Annotated in this window: 21 protein-coding genes, 3 tRNA genes and 2 pseudogenes; 17 read left to right on the top strand and 9 right to left on the bottom strand. The window is 56.7% G+C overall.

Features of this window, described 5'->3' with window-relative positions:
- Positions 1-69 precede the first annotated feature (69 nt).
- Positions 70-234, bottom strand: a complete 165-nt coding sequence (locus tag NQ490_RS02240; protein ID WP_156793905.1) for a hypothetical protein — start codon at positions 232-234, stop codon at positions 70-72.
- A gap of 36 nt (positions 235-270) precedes the next feature.
- Complete coding sequence (locus NQ490_RS02235; protein ID WP_007047197.1) at positions 271-426, bottom strand: hypothetical protein; 156 nt, start codon at positions 424-426, stop codon at positions 271-273.
- Positions 427-499: 73 nt separating this feature from the next.
- On the opposite strand from NQ490_RS02235, the gene NQ490_RS02230 reads away from it, so the two are divergent.
- The 5 genes and pseudogenes from NQ490_RS02230 to NQ490_RS02215 all read left to right on the top strand — a co-directional run bounded on the left by NQ490_RS02230 (position 500) and on the right by NQ490_RS02215 (position 4,099).
- Positions 500-847, top strand: coding sequence for a hypothetical protein (locus NQ490_RS02230; RefSeq protein ID WP_040917767.1), 348 nt, complete (start codon positions 500-502; stop codon positions 845-847).
- Between the two features lie 312 nt (positions 848-1,159).
- Positions 1,160-1,531: a helix-turn-helix domain-containing protein gene (locus tag NQ490_RS02225; protein WP_007047194.1), complete on the top strand. Its 372-nt coding sequence runs from the start codon at positions 1,160-1,162 to the stop codon at positions 1,529-1,531.
- Positions 1,532-1,828: 297 nt separating this feature from the next.
- On the top strand, positions 1,829-2,851 hold the full coding sequence (locus tag NQ490_RS02220; RefSeq protein ID WP_084759126.1) for a DUF4236 domain-containing protein: 1,023 nt from the start codon (positions 1,829-1,831) through the stop codon (positions 2,849-2,851).
- A 117-nt stretch (positions 2,852-2,968) separates the two neighbouring features.
- Positions 2,969-3,019 (top strand): annotated as a pseudogene (locus NQ490_RS15440) (hypothetical protein); the annotation flags it as partial.
- 63 nt (positions 3,020-3,082) lie between these two features.
- The gene (locus NQ490_RS02215; protein ID WP_007047192.1) at positions 3,083-4,099 is read left to right on the top strand and encodes a tyrosine-type recombinase/integrase; all 1,017 of its coding nucleotides are present in this window, start codon (positions 3,083-3,085) and stop codon (positions 4,097-4,099) included.
- Between the two features lie 153 nt (positions 4,100-4,252).
- On the opposite strand, the gene NQ490_RS02210 is transcribed toward NQ490_RS02215, so the two are convergent.
- The 4 genes from NQ490_RS02210 to NQ490_RS02195 all read right to left on the bottom strand — a co-directional run bounded on the left by NQ490_RS02210 (position 4,253) and on the right by NQ490_RS02195 (position 5,654).
- Positions 4,253-4,343, bottom strand: a tRNA-Ser gene (locus tag NQ490_RS02210).
- A gap of 40 nt (positions 4,344-4,383) precedes the next feature.
- Positions 4,384-4,474, bottom strand: a tRNA-Ser gene (locus tag NQ490_RS02205).
- 77 nt (positions 4,475-4,551) lie between these two features.
- Entirely contained in the window at positions 4,552-5,292 is a 741-nt protein-coding gene (locus NQ490_RS02200) for a sodium ion-translocating decarboxylase subunit beta (protein WP_007047191.1), read from the bottom strand.
- The gene (locus NQ490_RS02195; protein ID WP_007047190.1) at positions 5,289-5,654 is read right to left on the bottom strand and encodes a PadR family transcriptional regulator; all 366 of its coding nucleotides are present in this window, start codon (positions 5,652-5,654) and stop codon (positions 5,289-5,291) included. Before NQ490_RS02195 ends, NQ490_RS02200 begins: the two co-directional genes overlap by 4 nt.
- A 163-nt stretch (positions 5,655-5,817) precedes the next feature.
- On the opposite strand from NQ490_RS02195, the gene NQ490_RS02190 reads away from it, so the two are divergent.
- Positions 5,818-7,215: a Sapep family Mn(2+)-dependent dipeptidase gene (locus NQ490_RS02190; protein WP_007047189.1), complete on the top strand. Its 1,398-nt coding sequence runs from the start codon at positions 5,818-5,820 to the stop codon at positions 7,213-7,215.
- A 63-nt stretch (positions 7,216-7,278) separates the two neighbouring features.
- On the opposite strand, the gene NQ490_RS02185 is transcribed toward NQ490_RS02190, so the two are convergent.
- Positions 7,279-7,413, bottom strand: a complete 135-nt coding sequence (locus NQ490_RS02185; RefSeq protein WP_007047188.1) for a hypothetical protein — start codon at positions 7,411-7,413, stop codon at positions 7,279-7,281.
- A gap of 247 nt (positions 7,414-7,660) precedes the next feature.
- Here NQ490_RS02185 and rsxC point away from each other — a divergent pair, with 247 nt between their 5' ends.
- From rsxC to NQ490_RS02145, 8 genes are all read left to right on the top strand, one after another.
- Entirely contained in the window at positions 7,661-9,031 is a 1,371-nt protein-coding gene (gene rsxC / locus NQ490_RS02180; RefSeq protein ID WP_007047187.1) for an electron transport complex subunit RsxC, read from the top strand.
- 3 nt (positions 9,032-9,034) lie between these two features.
- Complete coding sequence (locus tag NQ490_RS02175) at positions 9,035-10,003, top strand: RnfABCDGE type electron transport complex subunit D (RefSeq protein ID WP_007047186.1); 969 nt, start codon at positions 9,035-9,037, stop codon at positions 10,001-10,003.
- A complete protein-coding gene (locus NQ490_RS02170; protein ID WP_007047185.1) occupies positions 10,003-10,578 on the top strand; it encodes an FMN-binding protein in 576 nt (191 codons plus the stop codon). Before NQ490_RS02175 ends, NQ490_RS02170 begins: the two co-directional genes overlap by 1 nt.
- 2 nt (positions 10,579-10,580) lie before the next feature.
- Positions 10,581-11,273, top strand: a complete 693-nt coding sequence (rsxE, locus tag NQ490_RS02165) for an electron transport complex subunit RsxE (RefSeq protein WP_007047184.1) — start codon at positions 10,581-10,583, stop codon at positions 11,271-11,273.
- Positions 11,270-11,911: an electron transport complex protein RnfA gene (locus NQ490_RS02160; protein WP_007047183.1), complete on the top strand. Its 642-nt coding sequence runs from the start codon at positions 11,270-11,272 to the stop codon at positions 11,909-11,911. Before rsxE ends, NQ490_RS02160 begins: the two co-directional genes overlap by 4 nt.
- An 18-nt stretch (positions 11,912-11,929) precedes the next feature.
- Complete coding sequence (locus tag NQ490_RS02155) at positions 11,930-12,766, top strand: RnfABCDGE type electron transport complex subunit B (RefSeq protein WP_007047182.1); 837 nt, start codon at positions 11,930-11,932, stop codon at positions 12,764-12,766.
- A gap of 148 nt (positions 12,767-12,914) precedes the next feature.
- Positions 12,915-14,069, top strand: coding sequence for an FprA family A-type flavoprotein (locus NQ490_RS02150; protein WP_007047181.1), 1,155 nt, complete (start codon positions 12,915-12,917; stop codon positions 14,067-14,069).
- Between the two features lie 79 nt (positions 14,070-14,148).
- Positions 14,149-14,225 (top strand) — tRNA-Val (locus NQ490_RS02145).
- A gap of 209 nt (positions 14,226-14,434) precedes the next feature.
- Here NQ490_RS02145 and NQ490_RS02140 read toward each other — a convergent pair.
- Positions 14,435-14,818 (bottom strand): annotated as a pseudogene (locus NQ490_RS02140) (ABC transporter permease); the annotation flags it as partial.
- 390 nt (positions 14,819-15,208) lie between these two features.
- The gene (locus tag NQ490_RS02135) at positions 15,209-16,045 is read right to left on the bottom strand and encodes an AraC family transcriptional regulator (RefSeq protein ID WP_040917762.1); all 837 of its coding nucleotides are present in this window, start codon (positions 16,043-16,045) and stop codon (positions 15,209-15,211) included.
- 134 nt (positions 16,046-16,179) lie between these two features.
- Between NQ490_RS02135 and NQ490_RS02130 the strand changes: the two genes are divergently transcribed.
- From NQ490_RS02130 to NQ490_RS02120, 3 genes are read left to right on the top strand one after another with little or no spacing between them, the layout of a single operon-like run.
- Complete coding sequence (locus NQ490_RS02130; protein WP_007047178.1) at positions 16,180-17,568, top strand: glycoside hydrolase family 32 protein; 1,389 nt, start codon at positions 16,180-16,182, stop codon at positions 17,566-17,568.
- Complete coding sequence (locus NQ490_RS02125; RefSeq protein ID WP_007047177.1) at positions 17,565-18,962, top strand: sucrose-specific PTS transporter subunit IIBC; 1,398 nt, start codon at positions 17,565-17,567, stop codon at positions 18,960-18,962. Before NQ490_RS02130 ends, NQ490_RS02125 begins: the two co-directional genes overlap by 4 nt.
- A complete protein-coding gene (locus tag NQ490_RS02120; protein ID WP_007047176.1) occupies positions 18,959-21,136 on the top strand; it encodes an alpha-galactosidase in 2,178 nt (725 codons plus the stop codon). Before NQ490_RS02125 ends, NQ490_RS02120 begins: the two co-directional genes overlap by 4 nt.
- Positions 21,137-21,183: the final 47 nt, after the last annotated feature.

Genomic DNA, 21,183 nt, shown 5'->3' with positions numbered 1-21,183 from the left:
TCCCTGGTAAGGACATTGATGTCCCTACCCGCTTACGTGTCCAATGTGGGCACCATTGCATTAAAAGAATTAGCGCAAAAAATTATCCCGGATGAGTTGGCGAAGCCTGACGGCAGCATCGGCCTCTTGCTGATGATAATCAGCCATAGACTTTGCCAACGCGGCGTGTTTATCGCGGTAATCTCCCAACGCACTAAGAATTGTCAGCCAATCGCTAATGGAAATGTCCTCCATCGCCATCACCTCCCCGTGTCCAATGTGGACACATCATCACGCCGACTTGGGCGTGTTGTTGTCTTCGTGCAGGGCCAGCGCCATATTGACAGCGCCCTCCACGTAAGCCAGTGCACGCGGCGAAAGCCGCTGCATCTTTTCCGCAATCTTTGCCACGTCGGCAATCTGCTCGGTGGAAATGTTATACGGCATATATGTCACCTCCCTAAATTTGCACCCCCATGTCCTGCATGATATAATCAGGCTGGAAAGGAGGTGATCTTTTGTGATCGATTTTGATATCACGTTCGAAGCAAAATCGCTTCTGAAACTTTTGTATGGCATCTATCTGGGTAGACGCCATGAAGGAAAAGGGCGTACAGAGTCAAATCAATTTGGAAGTTCTGCGGATATACAAAAATCGTATCTGCCAAATATGAAAACCAAAGATGTGACTGATCTGTGCTTTGAATTGGCCCACGCTGGCTGCATCCACTATTCAAGGGGAGATAATCTTGCCAACTTCATCTCCCTTACCTATGAAGCTCTCGTTTACTGTGAACAAGAATTCAAACGGAACTTCAAAGAAATGGCAGAGTGGATTTCCTCAATCAAAGGGATGCTGCCGATCTAACAGAGTTTTAGTGCAAATCGGTTTTCCGTCAGTCGAACATTCTGCTTTGGATGTATAGCCGCATTCATGGCAGAATGTTTTTTTGCACGTATGGTTTTTGGCTGGATCGCATACATACATCGGACCATTGCAGCCTTCACACAACACCTTTCCGGTAATGCAACAAACCATCCGCTTCACCTCCCTTGTTAGCTCAGTTATAGTATATCATAACCTAGATACGATTGCAAGAACTTTTTTATAACTAGGCTATATTTTTCTATTTACTTTTTTCTTCGTTCATGGTAATATAATCACAAGGGAGGTGATTGCTTGGATAACTTGAATGAGCGACTTTCTTGGCTTATTAAAGAATTAAATATTACTAAGACTGCTTTTGCAGATAAATTGAATGTATCACAGGCTTTTGTCTCTCAGATTTGTTCCGGAGTTAAACAGCCCAGTGATCGAACACTTGCAGATATTAGCCGAGAATTTTCTGTATCGGAAGAATGGATTCGCACCGGAAAGGGAAAACCTTTTATAGAAGTTTCTCCCGATGAGGAACTGGACTATATCTTGGGCCAGATCGGCGCCGGTGCTGATGAAACTATTGTCCGTATCATCCGGGCCTACTGGAAGCTGGACGAAAAAGAAAAGGCTGCCGTCAGAAAACTGATCGACAACCTTGCAGAAAAAGAATAAAGCCCCGGCACCGCCGGGGCAATCTTTTAAGGGTTCTGTTGTTTATGTTCCGCTTTTTCTCTGCCCAGAGCATAGGCCAGCAGGGCACGGAGGAACGCTTCATTGTTCCTGTGAATAATTCGCAACAATTCTTCCAAGTACATGACCGGTTCCTCCCGTCAAAACATAATTGAGTTTGACATTATTATACACAACGTTAAGTTGTTTGTATATGCGCAATTTTAACAGGATTCATCTTTATATTTTGAACAATTTACAACTGTAGGTTGTTTGATGACGCGAAGAAGGAGGCTGTCTATGGGGTTCCGTATGCGGAAAAGTATCAATCTTGGCGGTGGCGTCCGCCTGAACCTCAGTAAAAAGGGGATTGGGTACTCTGTTGGAACGAAAGGATTTCGAGTTACCAAAAAGGCAAGAGGTGGGGTACGGACAACTGCTTCAATTCCAGGGACCGGAATTTCCTTTGTAACCGACAGCAAGAAAAAGAGAACCACAAAAAGACGGAAACCGGCAGAGGCCAGTTCTACGAAACAATATACAAGAACAATCGTGTCGTCTGTTCCTGCAAAGAAAAGTGGCTTGTCCGCTGCAGATCTTAGAGACCCGCAAAAGGCCCTTGCAAAATATCAAAATTGCCTCCGGAACAGAATGACGGTCATGGCAGTTTTTGTTATCGTTTGTGCGGTCTTTGCTCTTGCCAGTCAGCAAGTCTTGTCGGTCATATCGCTATTACTTGCGGTTATCGTGTATGCATGCAAAGGAACCTGGGAAAAGAATGTTCAGGAACTTGAAAGAATTCTTTCGTCTGATGACGAAGAAGCTGGACAGGAGGACGGGACCGGGAAGGACGAAAGCGTTGTACCACTTACTCCCGAAAAAGAGCAGAAACCTAAAAAGGCTATTTCTCAATCGGCAAACTTCCATGTGGCGGGCGTCAGTTTTCACGAAAAGGATATTGAAAATCTTGGTTCTGATAATATAGAATACGAAATGTCCAAAACCGAGATTGTGGAAGAAGGCATGGAAGAAGAACGGATTTATAAATTTCTGTTCGCGCCTCAGCAGGTAGAGCTGGTTCCGGAGCCTGAGAATCCCCACGATCCCAACGCAATCAAAGTCTGTATGGACGGAGTCCATGTTGGATACATTAAAAAGGGCAGTATTTCCCGCGTAAAAAACCTTTTGGCCGGTAGCGGAAAGGTCAGCGGAGAAATAACGGGTGGCCCTTACAAATATGTATACATGGATGAGGATAGCGACAAATACGAAATGGAGAATGGAACAGCTCCTTATTCTATCGTTATCAGCATTACAAAATAAAAAGCCCCGCCGGGAGACAGCCGACGGGGTTGAGGTGAATACCATACCGGGGGTGGCCCCCAGTACATTATTATAATACCACCACCTTCGGTATCTTGCAATCGGAGGTGGTTTTTTATGTTGTGCTGCCGGACAGCTTGCGGCCGGGAAATCCCGGACGATGCTATATACTGCCCGTACTGCGGTAAAAAGCAGACAGTGACCGACCGGCCCGCCGGGCCGAAGGGGAGAATGCCCAACGGGTCCGGCACCGTGATCAAGCGGGGGAGGACCTACACTATCATTTACCGCAAGGTGCAGGGCGGCCGCATGGTCATGCGCAGCAAAGGAGGATTTGTCACCAAGGCGGCGGCCCGGGCTTACTATCCTATGCTGGCCAATCCTCAGGACAATCCCCAGACGACCACCGTGGCACAGCTCTGGATTATGCTGCAGAAACAGCGCAAATGGCAGGACATCAGCCAGGACAAACGCGGCCACTATGCCACCGCATACAAACGCCTGGCTCCGATCCACGACCGGGAGATTGGCTCTCTGCGGTTTTGGGAGCTGCAGGATCTGGTGGAAGATCTTCCGGGCGCCTTTTACCCGAAGCGGGATGCCAAGACGGTGCTGCAAAAGATTTACGATGTCGCGGTCATCAATGAGTTTATTTCCCCGGCCAAGGCGCAGCTGATCAGTTACCTGGAATTGCCCAGCAAACCATTGACGGCCCAGGATGCCCGCACACCCGCCGAAATGCAGGCTATTTGGGACGATTGGACCGCCGGGCATGATGTGGCCGGGTATATGCTTATCATGGCGTATTTGGGCCTCAGAACCGGGGAGCTGATGGCCATTGACCCCGATGCCGTAGATCTGGACGCCCGCTGCGTGGTGGGCGGCATCAAGACCGAGGCGGGCCGCAACCGGGAAATTCCCATTGCCCGGGCCGTGCTGCCTGTGATCCGCCAGCTGCTCCCCCAGGCCAAAAGCGGCCTGTGCGCCTACGGCATTGAAAAGCTGTACAGCGAGTACGGTAAAATGATAGAGCGCACCGGCATCCGGCAACTGCGCCCCTACTGCCAGCGGCATACCTGTTACACTCGGCTGCTGGAAGTCAAGCCGGAAATTCCTCAGGCCGTCATAAACGCCATTGTGGGGCACTCTAACGGAAAGCTGGCGGACACCTACGGCCACATTAGCTTGGACGCCAAACTGGCCGCCGTAGACGCCATGCAGATGCTCCCCACGGATGTAAACAATTAAGTATACAGTTTTGTAAACAATAGTGTATACAGTTACACGGTGCTGCATCCTGCTGCACCGTGTTTTAGTTTATAATCGCCGCCCCGCCGGGGACAGAAAAGCAAAAGAAAACAGGCCACAAACTAACGTTGCTACGTTAATTTGTGGCCCGTGTGGCGGAGTAAGAGAGATTTGAACTCTCGCGGCCCTTTCGGACCCTACGCCCTTAGCAGGGGCGCCTCTTCGACCTCTTGAGTATTACTCCACAAGTCAAAGTGATTGGGATATTCACTTGTTATACAAAATGGCGGAGAGGATGGGATTCGAACCCATGGTCCGCTCGCGCGAATCGCTGGTTTTCAAGACCAGTTCCATAAACCACTCGGACACCTCTCCACAGTGGCTGCCGCCAAATGCGAGTATTATTTTAGCATGGAAAGCCGGACTTGTCAAGCCCGGCTTTCATTTTTTCTTTATTTTTTTTCTGTGTTCTCACGGGAAGCCTTTTTGGCCCGGTTCCGGGCGAGACAGGCCCAGCCGAAGACCGCGGCGCAAAGCCATTCTCCATTGGTAAAAAAGCCGGAGAGCAGTGCCCAGCAAGCTGCCCCCAATTGGGCAAGAGGCAGTTCGGTGGTGGCTGCCACAATCACAAGTTCCATTGCGACCAGGCACAAAGGCAACAAGCCTAACCCGCACAACAGCAGGGAAGCCCCATAGCCGCTGCCCGCACGGGGGTTGCGCCAGGTGGGCAGCAAAAAGCCGCCAACACATCCCAGCAACCAGGGCAGAACACTGATCAGACTCTGGGCAGGGGAGGCACTTACGTAAATGGATGTGGGACCGTCCGCACCGCCGATCACGCCAAGAGAAGCTGCCTGTCCTGCGGTGAGGTTGGCAACCAGGAGAGGAATCAGCGCAACAACCAGAACCAGCAAAGCCAGCACCACGAATCCCCACCGCCACCGGCTGGCGGCTCCCGGTGCACCGAACGCTGCATTGAACTGTTCCGCTACCTCTTCGGGAGTCCCCAGCGCGGCCATGATCTCTTCATCGCTCTGGCCGCTTTCCCGGCGGCTCTCAAAATCTCCGGCCAACTCAGTCATGATGCGTCCCCGGGTTTTACGGTCCGTCCGCAGCCGACGTTCAATGGCATTCATGTACCGTTTTACAGGCGGCAGAATGTCCAGGGTTGTATTACCGATTTTCCATTTCATTGTGGGTCCCTCCCGACGTATTGTTCCACACAGTCCACGAAGCGATGCCAGGCTGCCGTTTCCTGTTCCAGCACGGTCCGACCGGTCTCGGTCACGGAATAGACCCGCCGAGGCACCTTCCCGGAGGAAAGCTGCTTGTCGGGGCGGTTCCAGGCCGATGCGATGCAGCCTTCCTCCTCCAGCCGGTACAGAATGGGGTAGAGGGTGCCTTCCTTCAATTCCAGCATCCCGCCGCTGCTTTCCCGCAATCGCACAATCAACTGGTAACCATGGCTGGGGGCATCGGCCAGCAGGCGAAGCACCAGCATTTCCAGTACCCCCTTCTTCAGCTGCTGCGCAAAGCGCTGCTCACTGTCTGCCATGGAATCCCCACCACCCCTTCAAAAATAAACAATTAGGATTACTAAATATTATATATCACAAAATAAAAGGGCTGTCAAGCATCCTCCGCCAGGAGGAGTCTTTACATTTTGGTTTGCTGTGCTATACTAAGGGCAACCTACATTTATCTTGGGAGGTACTTCCATGAACGATCCGCGTTGGGCGTCCATCGACGCCTTTGCTGAACAAAACCGTGAAAATATCCTGCGGGACATTACCCGTCTGGTGGCGGTGCCCAGTGTGGAGGGCACACCGGAACCCGGTGCCCCTTTCGGCGCCGGCCCCAAGGCTGCGTTGGACAAAGCACTGGAGATTGCTTCGGAGCTGGGTCTGCAGACCTATAATGCAGACGGTTACATCGGCTGGGCCCAGACCGGTCCCATTGCCGACGACCAGAAATTCCTGGCCACCATCACCCATGTGGACGTGGTTCCTGAGGGCAACGGCTGGGACGCTGACCCTTACACCGTGCGGGTGCGGGATGGTTGGCTGCTGGGCCGCGGGGTGGCTGACGACAAAGGCCCTGGCATCCTCTGCTTGTACGCGCTGAAATATCTGAAAGACAATGGCATTGCGCTGAAGTATCCTGTGCGTGCGCTGCTGGGCGCCAATGAGGAAACCAACATGCACGACGTGGATTACTACGCCGAGCACTATCCCATGCCGGCGTTCTGCTTCACGCCGGATGCCGAGTTCCCGGTCTGCAACGGAGAAAAGGGCGGCTTCAACGGTGAAATCGTCAGCCCCAAACTGGAAAATGGCGTCATTGCAGCGTTCTCTGGCGGTGTGGCGCGCAACGCAGTGCCGGACCGCGCTTCCTGCACAGTCCGGGTGAAGCCGGAGGCCATCCGGCTCACCGAGGGTGTGACGGCGGAAGCCGGGGAGAACGGCACCACCGTTCTGCACGGCTGGGGCAAGAGCGGCCACGCAGCCATGCCGGCAGGCACGGTCAATGCCATCGGTCTGCTGGTGAACTGCCTGCTGGAGAGCGGTATCTGCACACCGCAGGAAGAGGCTTATCTGCAGGTGCTCAAGACGCTGCACGCCTCCACCGACGGCAGTACCCTGGGCATTGCGGCCAACGACGGTCTGTTTGATCCGCTGACCATCATCGGCGGAACCATCGAGATGGAGGACGGTGTGATCCGCCAGAGCTTTGACTGCCGGTATCCGACCAACACCGATCCCGAAAAGATGACGGCGGCCCTTGAGAAGGTCTGCGGCAGCGCCGCACATCTGGACCACCTGACCAGCCGTGTCCCGTTCTACATTGCGGCGGACAGCCCGGCCATCCAGACGCTGATCACCACCTACAATGAGGTGACAGGGGAGAACAAGACACCTTTCACCATGGGGGGCGGTACCTATGCACGGCACTTCCCGTACGCAGTCAGCTTCGGACCGGAGCACACCGACCTGGCCATTCCTGATTTTGCCGGTCCCATGCACGGGGCCAACGAGGGGGCTCCTTTTGAAAAACTGATGGAGGCCCTGAAGATCTATATTCTGGCGCTGCTGCGCCTGCAGGAGATTGACCTGTAACCGGGATTCTGTACCTTATAAATAAGACCGCCCCGGCGCTGGCGCCGGGGCGGTCTTGTGCTTTCAGATATCGTAGTTGTACAAAGTGATGTAGCAGGCGCGTTTGCGGCGCTTACGATGCCGACAAAGCCGAACGGTCAGGGCCAGAAGTCCGCTGGCGGCGACCAGCAGGGCCAGGATCTTGACAAGGTGTTTCATACCTGCCTCCTTTGCAAAAAAACAACTGCTGAGCGATCATTACCAACATAGTACCATAAACTGACGCAAGATGCAAGCATCGGACATCCTTTGCAACATTTGCGCAAATTGTTGCAGAAATTGCGTTCTTGGACAAAATGCCAAGGGCTGTCTATCAGGACAACTTGACTTGCCGCGGCAACATGGTAAAATAGTTAGGTATACTTTGGGGTATTGCTGGAATACGCTGCCTGGACGGCGCACCGCGATGCCTAGAAAACAAGGAAATGGGGGAAATAGTTTGTTCAAGTCCCTAAAGCGTTCCGCCAAAGGCGCGAGCGTGCCGCATGTGAAGGCGACGGCAGGGCAGCCGACTGTAAAGATGCCGGTACCCGAGCACGTCATCATTCCCATGTCGATGCACATCGGCGCTCCTGCGGAACCTGTCGTCAAAAAAGGCGACACCGTCATGGTTGGCACCTTGATCGGCAAAGCCAGCGGTTTTGTCAGCGCCAACATTCACTCCAGCGTATCGGGCACGGTGCAGGATGTGGCGCCGATGCGGATGGTCAACGGCGTCATGACCACGGCGGTAGCCATCAAGACTGACGGCCAGCAGACGGTGGATCCGGCCTGCGTGCCGCCCACGGTCACCGACAAGGCCAGCCTGCTGGCAGCTATCCAGGCCTGTGGCCTGGTGGGCGTCGGCGGTGCCGGTTTCCCGACCCATGTGAAGCTGGCGGCCGATACTGTCGATACGCTGCTGATCAATGCGGCGGAGTGCGAGCCCTATCTGACCACCGACTGCCGTGAAATGCTGGAATGCAGCGATACCATCATCTCGGGCATTGCCGCCGTGATGAAGTATTGCAACATCCCCAACTGCATCATCGGCATCGAGCGCAACAAGCCGGAGTGCATCGACCAGATGTATTCTCTGACGCGGAACATGTCCGGTGTCAGCGTCAAGCCGCTGCCCACCCGCTATCCCCAGGGCGCTGAGAAGACGTTGGTGGAAACCTGCACCGGCCGTGAGGTGCCGCAGGTCGGACCTTCCGGCAAGGCGGGCCTGCCTGCCGACGTGGGCTGCATCATCATGAACGTGACCAGTGTGTCCACTCTGGGCAAGTACCTCAAGACCGGTATGCCGCTGACCACCAAGCGTGTCACGGTGGAAGGCGACGCCATTGCCAAGCCGCAGAACGTGGAGGTGCCCATCGGTACCCTCTACCGCGATGTCATCGAGGCCTGCGGCGGCATCAAGCCCGATGTGGAACTGGGCAAGATCATCTTCGGCGGCCCCATGATGGGTGGCGCCGCCCCCAGTGCCGATTTCCCCGTCCTGAAACAGAACAACGGTCTGCTGCTGTTCAGCAAGAAGGCCGCCGATCTGCCCGAGGCGTCCGCCTGCATCCGCTGCGGCCGCTGCATCGACGCCTGCCCCATGGGTCTGGAGCCCGTCGTGGTGGCCGAAGCGTTCAACAACCGGGACTTTGACGCTCTCAAAGCACGCTGTGTGGATCTGTGTGTGGCCTGCGGCAGCTGCAGCTATGCCTGCCCGGCCAAGCGCCCTGTGAGCCAGACCATGACGCTGGCCAAGGCGTGGTACATGTCCGAACTGCGGAAAGGAGGCAAATAACAAATGGAAGAACGTTTGCTTGTAACCGCCTCGCCGCATATCCGGGACCATTCCACGACCCGAGGCCTCATGGGCTATGTCGTCATTGCCCTGCTGCCCTGCGTCCTGGCCTCGGCCCTGATCTTCGGTGTGCAGGCGCTGGTCCAGGTGGTCGTCACCACCTTTGCCTGCGTGGCGTTTGAGTATCTGTATGAAATTCTGAACCATAAGCCGAACACGGTGGGGGATCTCTCCGCTGTGGTGACCGGCATTATCCTTGCTCTCAACATGCCGGTGGGCATGCCGCTGTGGATTGCGGTGGTCGGCGCCTTCGTCGCCATCGTCATCACCAAGCAGCTCTTCGGCGGCATCGGCTATAACTTCGCCAACCCCGCCCTGGTGGGCCGTATCGTGCTGTTCCTCGGCTTTACCGCCCGCATGACGGCCTATGTCTACCCTGACATGGCGGTGGATGCCCTGGCATCCGCAACGCCGCTCTCCTCCTCGGTGGATCTGGGCGCTGTCAATTTCCTGGACATGTTCCTGGGCCTGCACGGCGGCATGCTGGGTGAGACCTGCATCCTGGCGATTCTGGCCGGCTTTGCCATCCTGCTGGCCACCGGAACCATCCAGGCGACCATCCCGGTGAGCATCGTGGCGACCTGCTACATCCTGACGCTGCTCTACACCCGTGATCCCTACGTGGCACTGATGGAGTGCATGGGAGGCGGCCTGCTGTTCGGTGCGGTGTTTATGGCCACCGACTACGTCACCAGCCCCTTCACCACCAAGGGCAAACTCTATTACGGTATTTTCATCGGCCTGGTGACCTTCCTGATCCGTCATTTCGCCAGCATGAACGAAGGCATGAGCTTCGCCATCCTGCTGGGCAACCTCATGACCCCCTGGTTCAACGAGTGGGGCCATCAGGTGCCTCTGGGCTTCAAGAAAGCCAAAAAAGCAAAAGCCAAAAAGGAAGGGGGTGCTGACTGATGGCAAACAACCAGACCCCGGAAAAGCAGAGCGCCTTTAAGGAACTGGTGCTGCCGGTCATTGTGCTGGTGGTCATCTGCCTCGTGTGCAGCGCCCTGCTGGCGGTCCTCAACGATGTGACCGCCCCCATCATCGAAGAAAACACCAAGGCTGAAACCCTGGCTGCCTATCTGTCGGTGCTGCCCGAAGGCACCACCGATGCGGATATGACCGAGTTGCAGGGCCTGACCACGCCCGACGTGGAGGGGGCCGTCACCACCACTTCCGGTGCGGCGGCGGTCAAGGCGGCTGCTTCCGGTTATTCCGGCAAGGACGTCACGGTCTATGTTGCTTTTGACACCGAAGGCGCCATCTCCAACATCAGTGTGGATGCGTCCACCCAGACCACCGGCATCGGCTCCAAGGTGGCTGACGAGAGCTTTACCTCCGGCTTTATCGGCTGGAACGGCGGAGCAGTCTCCAGCGGCAGCCCGGTGGACGGCGTTGCCAGCGCCACCTATTCCAGCAATGCGGTCTTTACTGCCGTCAACGCGGCCATCGACTGCTATACCAACGAGATCAAAGGGGGTATGTAACGATGGCTGAAAAACCGAGCAAGTGGAAAGTCTTTACCGCGGGTATCATCCGCGAAAACCCCGTTCTGCGTCTGGTGCTGGGCTGCTGCTCCGCACTGGCTGTCACCACCACCGTTTCCGGCGCTGTGGGCATGGGCCTGTCCATGACCTTCGTGCTGGTCTGCTCCAACATCGTGATCTCGGCACTGCGCAAGGTCATCCCCGGCAAGGTGCATCTGCCGTGCTACATCGTCATCATCGCCACCTTCGTTACGGTGGTCCAGATGGTCCTGCAGGCCTTTGTGCCGGACCTGTACAAGTCGCTGGGCGTGTTCCTGGCGCTGATCGTCGTCAACTGCATCATCCTCGGCCGTGCCGAGATGTTTGCCTGCAAGAACACCGTGGTGGACTCGGCGCTGGACGGCCTGGGCATGGGCATTGGCTACATCCTGACCATGACCCTGATGTCCTCCATCCGTGAGATCATCGGCAGCGGCAGCTGGCTGGGCATCACCATCATCCCCGAGAGCGTCGACCGCATGACCATCATGAACTCCGCACCCGGCGGCTTCTTTGTCTTCGGCTGCCTGATGGCAGGCTGTGTCTGGCTGGAGCGCAAGCTCAACAAGCCCATCGAGCGCAAGACCTGCGGCGATGTGATGCTGGAACAGATCGACGCCGCCAAGACCGAACAGAAAGGGGGCGCTGAAGAATGAGTTCTCAGATCGCAACGTTTGCCACGATCTTCTTCAGCATGATCCTGGTCAACAACTATGTGCTGGTGCAGTTCCTCGGCATCTGCCCGTTCCTGGGCGTTTCCAAGAAACTGGACTCCTCCTTCGGCATGGGCATGGCGGTTATCGTGGTCATGGTCATTGCCACGGCGGTTACCTTCCCGCTGCAGATCTTCCTGCTGGACGCCTTTAACCTTGGCTATATGCAGACCATCATCTTCATTCTGGTCATCGCAGTCCTCGTCCAGCTCATCGAGATTACCCTCAAGCGCTATGTCCCGGCTTTGTATCAGTCTCTGGGTGTGTACCTGCCTCTGATCACCACCAACTGCTGCGTGCTGGGTGTCACCATCCTGGCCGTGCAAGATTACTCTGCCATCGTGGAAACTTACGGCTTTGGCCTGGCTTACGCCGAAGCGCTGATCTGCGCGGCGGGTGCCGGCGTGGGCTTCCTGGTGGCCATGCTGCTGTTCTGCGGCGTGCGTCAGCGTGTGGAGAATTCCAATCCGCCGGAGAGTTTCAAGGGCCTGCCCATCACGCTGGTCTCTGCGGCCATCACCTCGCTGAGCTTCATGGGCTTTGGCGGTCTGGTGGAAAACATCATCAACGCGATTCTGTAAGAAAGGGGAATATAGAGAATGAACCCGATCGTATTTGCTATCGTCGTGCTGGTGGTGCTGGGCCTGATCGGCGGCTTTATTCTGGTACTGGCCTCCAAGTTCATGGCTGTGTATGAGGATCCGCGCATTGCGCAGATCACTGACTGCCTGGCCGGTGCCAACTGCGGCGGCTGTGGCTATGCCGGCTGCGCCGACTACGCCAAGGCCATCGTGGAAGATGGCGCCCCGACCTTCAAGTGTGCCCCCGGCGGTGACAAGACCGCCGATGCCATCAACCGCATCATGGGCTCTGAGGAGACCGACCGTCCCAGCCTGCGCGCCACGGTCATCTGCGCCGGCGGTGAAAACTGCGGCAAGCGGTTTGACTACAAGGGCATCCAGACCTGCGCGGCAGCGGCTGCCGTAGCCGGCGGCCCCAGTGCCTGCTCTTACGGCTGCCTGGGCCTGGGCGACTGCACCCGTGCCTGCAAGTTCGATGCTATTCATGTGGTCAACGGTGTGGCGGTTGTGGACCGCAGCAAGTGCACCGGCTGCACGGCCTGCACGGCGGTCTGCCCCCGCAAGGTCATCCAGATGAAGCCCATTGCGCCGCAGCCTGCGGTCAAGTGCTCCAACAAGGATAAGGGCGCTGTGGTCAACAAGACCTGCAAGGTCGGCTGCATTGCCTGCGGTCTGTGCGTGCGCAACTGCCCGCAGCAGGCCATCTTCCTCAAGGACAACGTGGCCGTCATCGATTATACCAAGTGCAATGGCTGCGGCACCTGCGTGAGCAAGTGCCCCAAGAAGGCCATCCAGTGGGTGGAAGGTGCTCCGCGTCCTGTGGACGCACCGGTCCCGGCCCCTGAGGTTCGCTGATCCAAACGTTGGGTTCCCCGCCGCAAGGCGGGGAATTTTTTATACTTTGCGGGATTTTTTTGCAAAAAACAGGGGACAGAAGTTGCGAAGTATGCTATACTACTCTCTGTAGGTAAATTTGTAAGAAACTGCAGGGAGGTTTACCACAATGGAAATCACCAAGGATATTTTGTACGTAGGCGTCAACGATCATGACGTGGACCTGTTCGAAGGGCAGTACAAGGTGCCCAACGGCATGGCATACAACTCTTATCTCATCCAGGACGAGAAAGTGGCGGTCATGGATTCTGTGGACGCGCACTTTACCGATGCCTGGCTGACCAACATTGCGGGAATTCTGGGCGGGCGTACGCCGGACTATCTGGTGGTGCAGCATATGGAGCCCGATCATTCCGGTTCTGTGTACGCTTTTTCCCAGGCGTATCCCGACGCCAAGATCGTGGCTTCCGCCAAGGCAGTAGCCATCATGCAGCAGTTCTTTGACATTGACTTCACCAGCCGCAGCATCATCGTCAAGGAAGGCGATACGCTGGAACTGGGCAAGCATACGCTGCATTTTGTCACGGCGCCCATGGTCCACTGGCCGGAAGTCATCATGACCTATGATGCCGCCGACAAGGTGCTTTTCAGCGCGGATGCTTTCGGTAAGTTCGGCGCGCTGGATGTGGAGGAAGAGTGGCTGCCCGAGGCACGCCGGTACTACATCGGCATTGTGGGCAAGTATGGTCAGCAGGTGCAGGGCGTCCTGAAGAAGGCGGCCGGCCTGGAGATCGAGACGGTCTGCTCGCTGCATGGCCCCGTGCTGCACAAGGAACAGCTGGGCGACGTACTGGCTGCCTATGATACCTGGAGTGCCTATCGCCCCGAGACCGAGGGCGTGCTGGTGGCTTACAGCTCCATCTACGGCCACACCAAGCAGGCCGCCGAGGAGCTGGGCGAGAAGCTGCGTGCCAAGGGCGTGGACGTCATGGTGATGGACCTGGCCCGCTGCGACATGTCCGAGGCTGTTGCCCAGGCATTCCGTTACAGCAAGCTGGTGCTGGCTTCTCCGACGTACAATGGCGAAGTTTTCCCGTTCACCCGCAGCTTCATTGAACATCTCACCGAGCGCAACTACCAGAACCGCACCGTTGCCATTATTGAGAACGGCACCTGGGCGCCCACGGCCGGCCGCGTGATGCGCAAAATGCTGGAGAACAGCAAGAACCTGACGATCCTGGATGAAACCGTCAGCATCAAGAGCGCACTGAATGAGACGAGCCGTGCCCAGCTGGATGCGCTGGTCGAAGCACTGAGCAAGTAATTCCGCGGAAAAAATCTCCCGAAATGGGGTTGACAAAACGGCACCAATGCCGTATAATAACTAGCGTTGACCCCATTGTGGATGATTAGCTCAGCTGGTTAGAGCGCTGCGTTCACATCGCAGAGGTCGAGGGTTCGAGTCCCCCATCCTCCACCATATATCTTGTCCGAACCCGGATTCCGGGTTCGGATTTTTTGTTGTACAGTACAATGGGGAAGAGGGCGTCGAATTCCACCGCCATACGATCACCTGCCGGGATGCGGATATGCCGCACCGGGATTTCCGGGTGCAAACTCGCAAGATAAAAAAGGAGGCGTGTCGGGACAGTGTTCCCGATACGCCTCTTTTTGTCAAAGGGATGCTTCTTATTCTGTTCGGAGCGCCGTTACCGGATCGCTTTTTGCTGCTTTTCTGGCAGGAATCAACCCGCCCAGGAGCGTCAGGAGTACGCTCAGCGCGATCAGCAGGAAGGCCCCGCCCACAGGCAGGAAGGCGTTGATCTCCTGGGAGTTTGCCAGATGGTGAATCAGAATATTGCCAGGAATGAGAATCAGCAGCGTCAGCCCGATGCCGATCAGGCCGGAGGTCAAGCCGATGATGAAAGTCTCCGCATTGAATACCTGAGAGATATTCCTTTTGGAGGCACCCATTGCACGAAGAATGCCGATTTCCTTTTTCCGCTCCAGAACGCTGATGTAGGTGATCACACCGATCATGATGGAGGAGACCACCAGGGAGATGGCCACAAATTCGTTGTCACGTAAATTCAAGGATACGTGATCCAAAGCTTTTTGAACAAATCCGTTGGTCCGGTATTCTTTGCAGACATCTTTGATTTGAAGCATGGGTGTATCTCCCTGACGGTCCAAAGGGATCGTTGCCTGTATAAAACTGTGGATATGATAGAGAAGGGCGTGTTTTATTTTACATATGTAACAGCGTAACACCTGTTTGATGTAGTGTCAATGATTACATCCGCGAAAGTGTAAGCCTGAAACACCAATCCGGCATGAAAATACGGTAAAAACAGCCTTGCAAAGGCGTATGAAGATGTTTTAATGAAAAGCATCGGCTGGGTTGGACCTTGTTATGCGAAAGCCGGCAGGGAAAATGAGAATATGCCGCTCCTGGTGCGGGCATCAGGGAGCGGCTTTTTCTTTGCGGCGGTAGTCGCTGGGGGCGCAGCTGTAAGTCTTTTTGAAGAGCTTGGAGAAGGCCATCCCATCGTCAAAGCCCATGGACCCCGCAATGACAGCTACCGGCAGATCGGTGGTGCGCAGCAGCTGGCAGGCCTTTTGCAACTTCAGATTTAACAAGTATTGCTTGGGTGTCACGCCGTATTTTTCGTGGAAGACGCGGGTCAGATAGTTGGGGTGAACGCCCAGATTGTGTGCTACCTCTTTGAGTTTCAACTTCTCGGAGTAATTCACGTCCAGGTAGAATTTGGTCTCGTCTGCTACCGAATTCTTGCCCCAGTAGCGCTCGTCAAACCCGGCGTCCTGAAAAAGTTCTCCCAGCACCTGCAAAAGAAGACCGTTGCCCTTGAAGTACCGGGCTGTGGCGGTTCCTTCTAGGGACAGGATCTGCTCGATAAGGGCGTGATATTTTTGGGTATCCAGTCCACGGAGAATGTATGGTTCCGGGGAGGAGGCGATCAACTGGTAGGTATACATCTGGGAGTTAATTCCCAGAAAGTTGATCCAGGTATAGCACCAGGGATCGGCAGCGTCAGCGGCGTAGTAGGCGATTTTGCCGGAAGGGATCAGAAAGGCGTCCCCCGCGCCCAGCTGAAAGGTATGCCCGTCGATTTCCAGAACCCCTTTCCCGGACAGGATAAAATGGATCAGCTGGTAGGCGCGGTAGATCGGGCCATAGTGATGCCCCGGCGCGCAGGCTTCGTATCCCGCACTGTACAGCGACAGATCAGAAATTTGTTTCTGCTGCAGAGTATGGCGGGTCTCCTTGTATTCGATCATAAGCCCAGTATAGCATAAAAGGTTTGTTTTTTCCATATCTTGCTGGGCTATTTCCATGGCGGAAAGGGCACCGCTGTGGTTTAATAGAAGCACAGAAAAAACAACACAGAACAGCAAAGAAAGGGGACTGACCCTTGCCCATCTCCAAAAAACAAAGCTGGCATATTGAACCGCCCTGGGGGCTGCTCAACGATCCCAATGGTTTGGTTTGGTATAAAGGAAACTACTATGCCTTTTTCCAGTGGAACCGGTTTGCCAAGGACCATTCCAGCAAAGCCTGGGGCTTTGCCACTTCGCCGGATCTGGTGCACTGGCAGTTCCGGGGCAGTGCGCTGCTGCCCGACCAGTTGTACGATGCCCAGGGCGTCTACTCGGGCAGTGCGCTGGAAATCGATGGCCGGCTCTGCCTCTACTATACCGGCAACGCAAAGCAGCAAGGAAGGCGCATCAGCCATCAGTGCCTGGCCATCAGTACCGATGGTCGGCACTTCCGCAAGGAGGGGCCGCTTTTCGCTGCGCCGGCCGGGTATACCGGGCATTTCCGGGATCCAAAGGTTCTGGCCGTGTTGCAAGGCGGGTATCAGATGGTGGTGGGCGCTCAGCGGGATAACGGCCTTGGCGCCGTTGTCCTGTACACTTCGCCGGACGGTTTCCGCTGGTCGTATGGCGGCGTGGTGGGAACTTCCCGTGAATACCAGATGATAGAATGTCCCGAACTCTTCCGGTTGGAGGACGCGCCGGTACTGCTTTACTGTCCCCAACACCGGGACAATGCAGCGGATACCTCCCTGGATTCTTTTTCGGTGGGGCGGGTGCTGGACCAAGGGCCCGACGCCTCCCGTCCTTTGGATCTGGATACCGGCTGGCAGCGGCTGGACGAAGGCTTTGACTTCTACGCGCCTCAGACCTTTCGGACACCGGATGGCCGCCGGATTCTGTTCGCCTGGATGTCCCGGTTGGAAGGAGAGGCCGAAACCGCCTTCGGGGCCGGGGAACCCCGCATTCATTGCCTGACCATGCCGCGGGAACTGTTTCGCCGCGGGCAGCGCCTCTGCCAACGGCCGGTGCGGGAACTGCGGGAGCTGCCGGGCACTCCGGTGCCGGGCGAAACAACCGAAAGCGGGCGCCTCTACCGCCCGTTCCGGCGGGCCTTCCGGTTCACAGCAACCGAACTGGCGGCCGAAAGAAATCTGGATCTCACCCTGCACGAAGGGGAGTGGTCCTTCCACTATGATGCGGCTGCCCACACCGTCACGGTGGAACGCCGCTGCTGGACCGGCCCCGGACAGGATACCCGTACCGTGCCGCTGTCTGCCCTGAGCAGTCTGGAACTCTGGTGCGACCAGTCCAGCGCCGAATTGTTCCTCAACGGCGGAGAACAGGTATTCTCCGCCCGGATCTGGCCCGCGTCGTCCCAGGCGTCCCTGCTGATTGCCGGTCTGCCCCCGGAATCCCCGGTGCAGCTCACCCTGCTGCCGGACGATCTATACCGTTATCTACCCAAGGAGGAGGAAACACAATGACAGAGAAGGAAATTGCGCAAGCGCTGCTGCCGCTGGTGGGCGGCAGGGAGAACATCCTTTCGGTGATGCACTGTGCCACCCGGTTGCGCATCGTGGTCAACGACAAGGACAAGATCCAGGTCAAGGAAGTGGAAAACCTGGATAAAGTAAAAGGTTCGTTCTTCAATGCCGGTCAGTACCAGATCATCTTCGGCACCGGCCTGGTCAACCGTGTCTATGAGGCGGTCATGCATGAACTGGGGATGCAGCCTGAAGCCGCCATTGACGATAAACCGGCCTCCAAGCCGGTCACCGGAAATCGGTTCCAACGGGCCATCCGGATGTTCTCCGATGTGTTTGTGCCCATCATCCCGGTGCTGGTGGCCACCGGTCTCTTCATGGGCCTGCGGGGCCTGCTCACCCAGGAGGCAGTGCTGAACGTCTTTGGCCTGACGCCGGATGCCGTGCCCCAGCAGCTGCTTCTCTTTACCCAGATCCTTACCGATACCGCGTTCGCCTTCTTGCCGGCGCTGGTCTGCTGGTCCACCTTTAAAAACTTCGGGGGCAGCCCGGTCATCGGCATCGTACTGGGTCTCATGCTGGTCAGCAACAGTCTGCCCAGTGCCTATGACGTGGGTTCTGGCGCAGCTGAACCGCTGATCTTCTTCGGCTTCATCCCGGTAGCCGGGTATCAGGGGTCGGTGCTGCCTGCCTTTGCTACCGGTGTGCTGGCCGCCAAGTTTGAAAAGTTTCTGCGCAAGCATGTGCCGGACGCCATTGACCTCATTGTTACGCCTTTCCTGACACTGCTGGTGGGGATTCTTCTGGCCATGCTCGTGCTGGGCCCCATCCTGCACACGGTGGAAAACGGTGTCCTCTTTGTGGTGGAAGGGCTGCTTACTCTGCCCATGGGCATCGGCGGGCTGATCTACGGCAGCTTCGGTCAGCTCCTCGGCATCTTCGGCATCCATCATATCCTCAACTTTCTGGAAATCAGCATGCTGGCAAAAGATGGCTGGAACTATCTGAACCCCATCGGCACCTGCGGCAACGTGGCGCAGGCCGGCGCTGTACTGGCTGTTGCCATCAAGGCTTCCTCTGCCAAAACCAAGCAGATCGCCTATCCTTCCTGCCTGTCGGCGCTGCTGGGCATTACCGAACCGGCGGTGTTCGGTGTCAATCTGCGCTTTGTAAAGCCCTTTGTCATGTCCATGGTCGGCGGCGGTGTGGGCGGCTTCCTGGCATCGCTCTTCGGCCTGCGCGCCACCGGTATGTCCATTACCGGCATCCCCGGTACGCTGCTCTATCTCAATGAGCAGCTGCCTCTGTACATCCTTGTCAATATAGTGTCCTTTGCCGTGGCTTTTGTGCTCACCAGGCTGTTCGGCTTCAACCACAAAATGGAGCAAGCATGAGTATCCTGTTTGATGAAACCCAAGGCACTGTCCACCTGACCAACGGCCGTATCAGCTACGTCATGCAGCTGCTGGATGGACGGTATCTGCTGCACCGCTACTTCGGCCCGGCGTTGCGCTGCTGGCGGGGTACCGGTGTTCCGCAACCCGCCAAACGCAGCTATACTACCGAATACGGCGACACCCACCTCTATTTTGACGCGCTGCCCTGGGAATTCCCCACGGCTGGCCGGGGAGACTACCGTCGCCCTGCCTTTGCAGTGACGGGACGTACCGGCGCGCAGGTTTCCGAGCTGGTCTTCCGCGGATGGCGGATTCTGGACAGAAAGCCGGGGTCCGATACGCTGCCGGTGACCTTTGCGGCGGCAGGGGAGAGTGAGACCCTGGCGGTGGACTGTTTCGACGAAGTCTCGGGGACCACGCTGACCCTTTATTACACCATCTTTGCCGACGCCGATGTCATCGCCCGGCAGCAGCGGATCGTCAACACCGGCCCGGCGCCGGTGCGCATCACCAACCTGCAGAGCGTTTCTCTGTCACTGCCTGCCGGTTCCTATGATTTTCTGACCCTCTACGGCTGCCATGCCCAGGAGGCCCGGCAAAGCCGGGTGCCCCTCCATCAGGGCGTACAGGCGGTGGGGAGCCGGTATGGTTCCAGCAGTCCCCGGCATCAGCCCTTCTGGGCGCTGCTGGACCCGGCTGCCACCGAGACTGCCGGGCCCGTCTACGGCTGCATGCTGGTGTACAGCGGCAACTTCAACGGCGTGGTGGAGCAGGATGCCTTTGGGGCGGTCCGGGCCCAGATGGGGCTGGGGGACGAGAGCTTTGCCTGGACCCTGGCTCCCGGCGAAGGCTTCGAATCCCCCGAAGCGTTGCTGACCTACAGCGGCCGAGGGCTCAACGGCATGAGTCAGAATTTTTATATCGCACTGCGCCGCCATCTGCTGCCGCCCCGCTGGCGAGGTGTGCCCCGACCCATCCTGCTCAATTCCTGGGAGGGCATGTACTACGATGTGAGTCTGGAAAAGATCGAAACCCAGGCGCGTTTGGCCAAAGAACTGGGAATGGAGCTGTTTGTACTGGATGACGGCTGGTTCCGCAAGGGCAACGACAGTCGGTCCTCTATGGGGGATTGGATCTGCAACACCACCAAGCTGCCCGGCGGCATCGAGGCGGCAGCAGATCTGGTCCATGGCCTGGGCCTGCAATTCGGTCTCTGGTTTGAACCGGAGGCCGTCAGCCGGGACAGTGAACTCTATCGGAACCATCCCGACTGGATCTTGCGGGTCCCGAACCTGGCCCCCCGGGAAGGACGCCACGAATACCTTCTGGACCTGAGCCGGGCGGAGGTACGACAGTATCTGCTGAATGTGCTGCACCGGTATCTGGGGACCGGCAAGATCGACTACATCAAATGGGATATGAACCGCCCCATGACCGATGCGGCTTCGGCAGAACTCCCTTCCGAACGGCAAGGCGAGTTGGCCCATCGGTACATCCTGGGACTTTACGCCGTTCTGCGGGAAATCACCCAAAGTTACCCGGATGTTCTCTTTGAGGGCTGTTCCAGCGGAGGAGCCCGGCTGGACGCGGGAATGCTGGCTTACTTTGCCCAGAACTGGACCAGCGACAACACCGACGCGAAAGACCGTGCCGATATCCAGAATGGTTTCAGTCTGCTTTATCCGCCGGAGGTATTGGGCGCCCATGTGAGCATTACCCCCAACCATCAGACCGGACGCACCACCCCGCTGGAAAGCCGCTTTGCTGTGGCTCGTCTCTTCAATCTGGGGTATGAGTTGGACCTGACCCGCTGTTCCAGGGACGAGCTGGCGGCCATTGCCAAACAGGTGGCAGCGGCCAAGGCGCATCGAGATTGGTTGGTTAAAGGAACTTTTTGGCGCCATGCCACCATCCGTCAGGGAGACCGGATGGCTTCGGTGGTCAGCGACGACAAAAGCCGATGTTTGGCGGTTGTTTTTCGAACCCTCTACGACCCACTGGCCGAACAGGCCGTTTTCAGGTTCTGCGGCCTGGACCCGGCCCGGGATTACCGGGACGTCGAAACGGGGCAGGTCTACGGCGGTGATGAGCTGATGGAAGCAGGCCTGACGCTGCCGCCCTGCAAGCAGGACTTTGTTACCCAAACCATCCTTCTGTGCGGGGTCCCCTGAGGAAAAACGCAGGCAAACTGCGCACCAATGATCCAGAGGACCGCCGC

This window comes from Subdoligranulum variabile (assembly GCF_025152575.1).
Lineage (GTDB): Bacteria > Bacillota > Clostridia > Oscillospirales > Ruminococcaceae > Gemmiger > Gemmiger variabilis.
The sequence above is the reverse complement of the archived record's forward strand: the minus strand, read 5'-3'. Positions and strand labels throughout refer to the sequence as shown.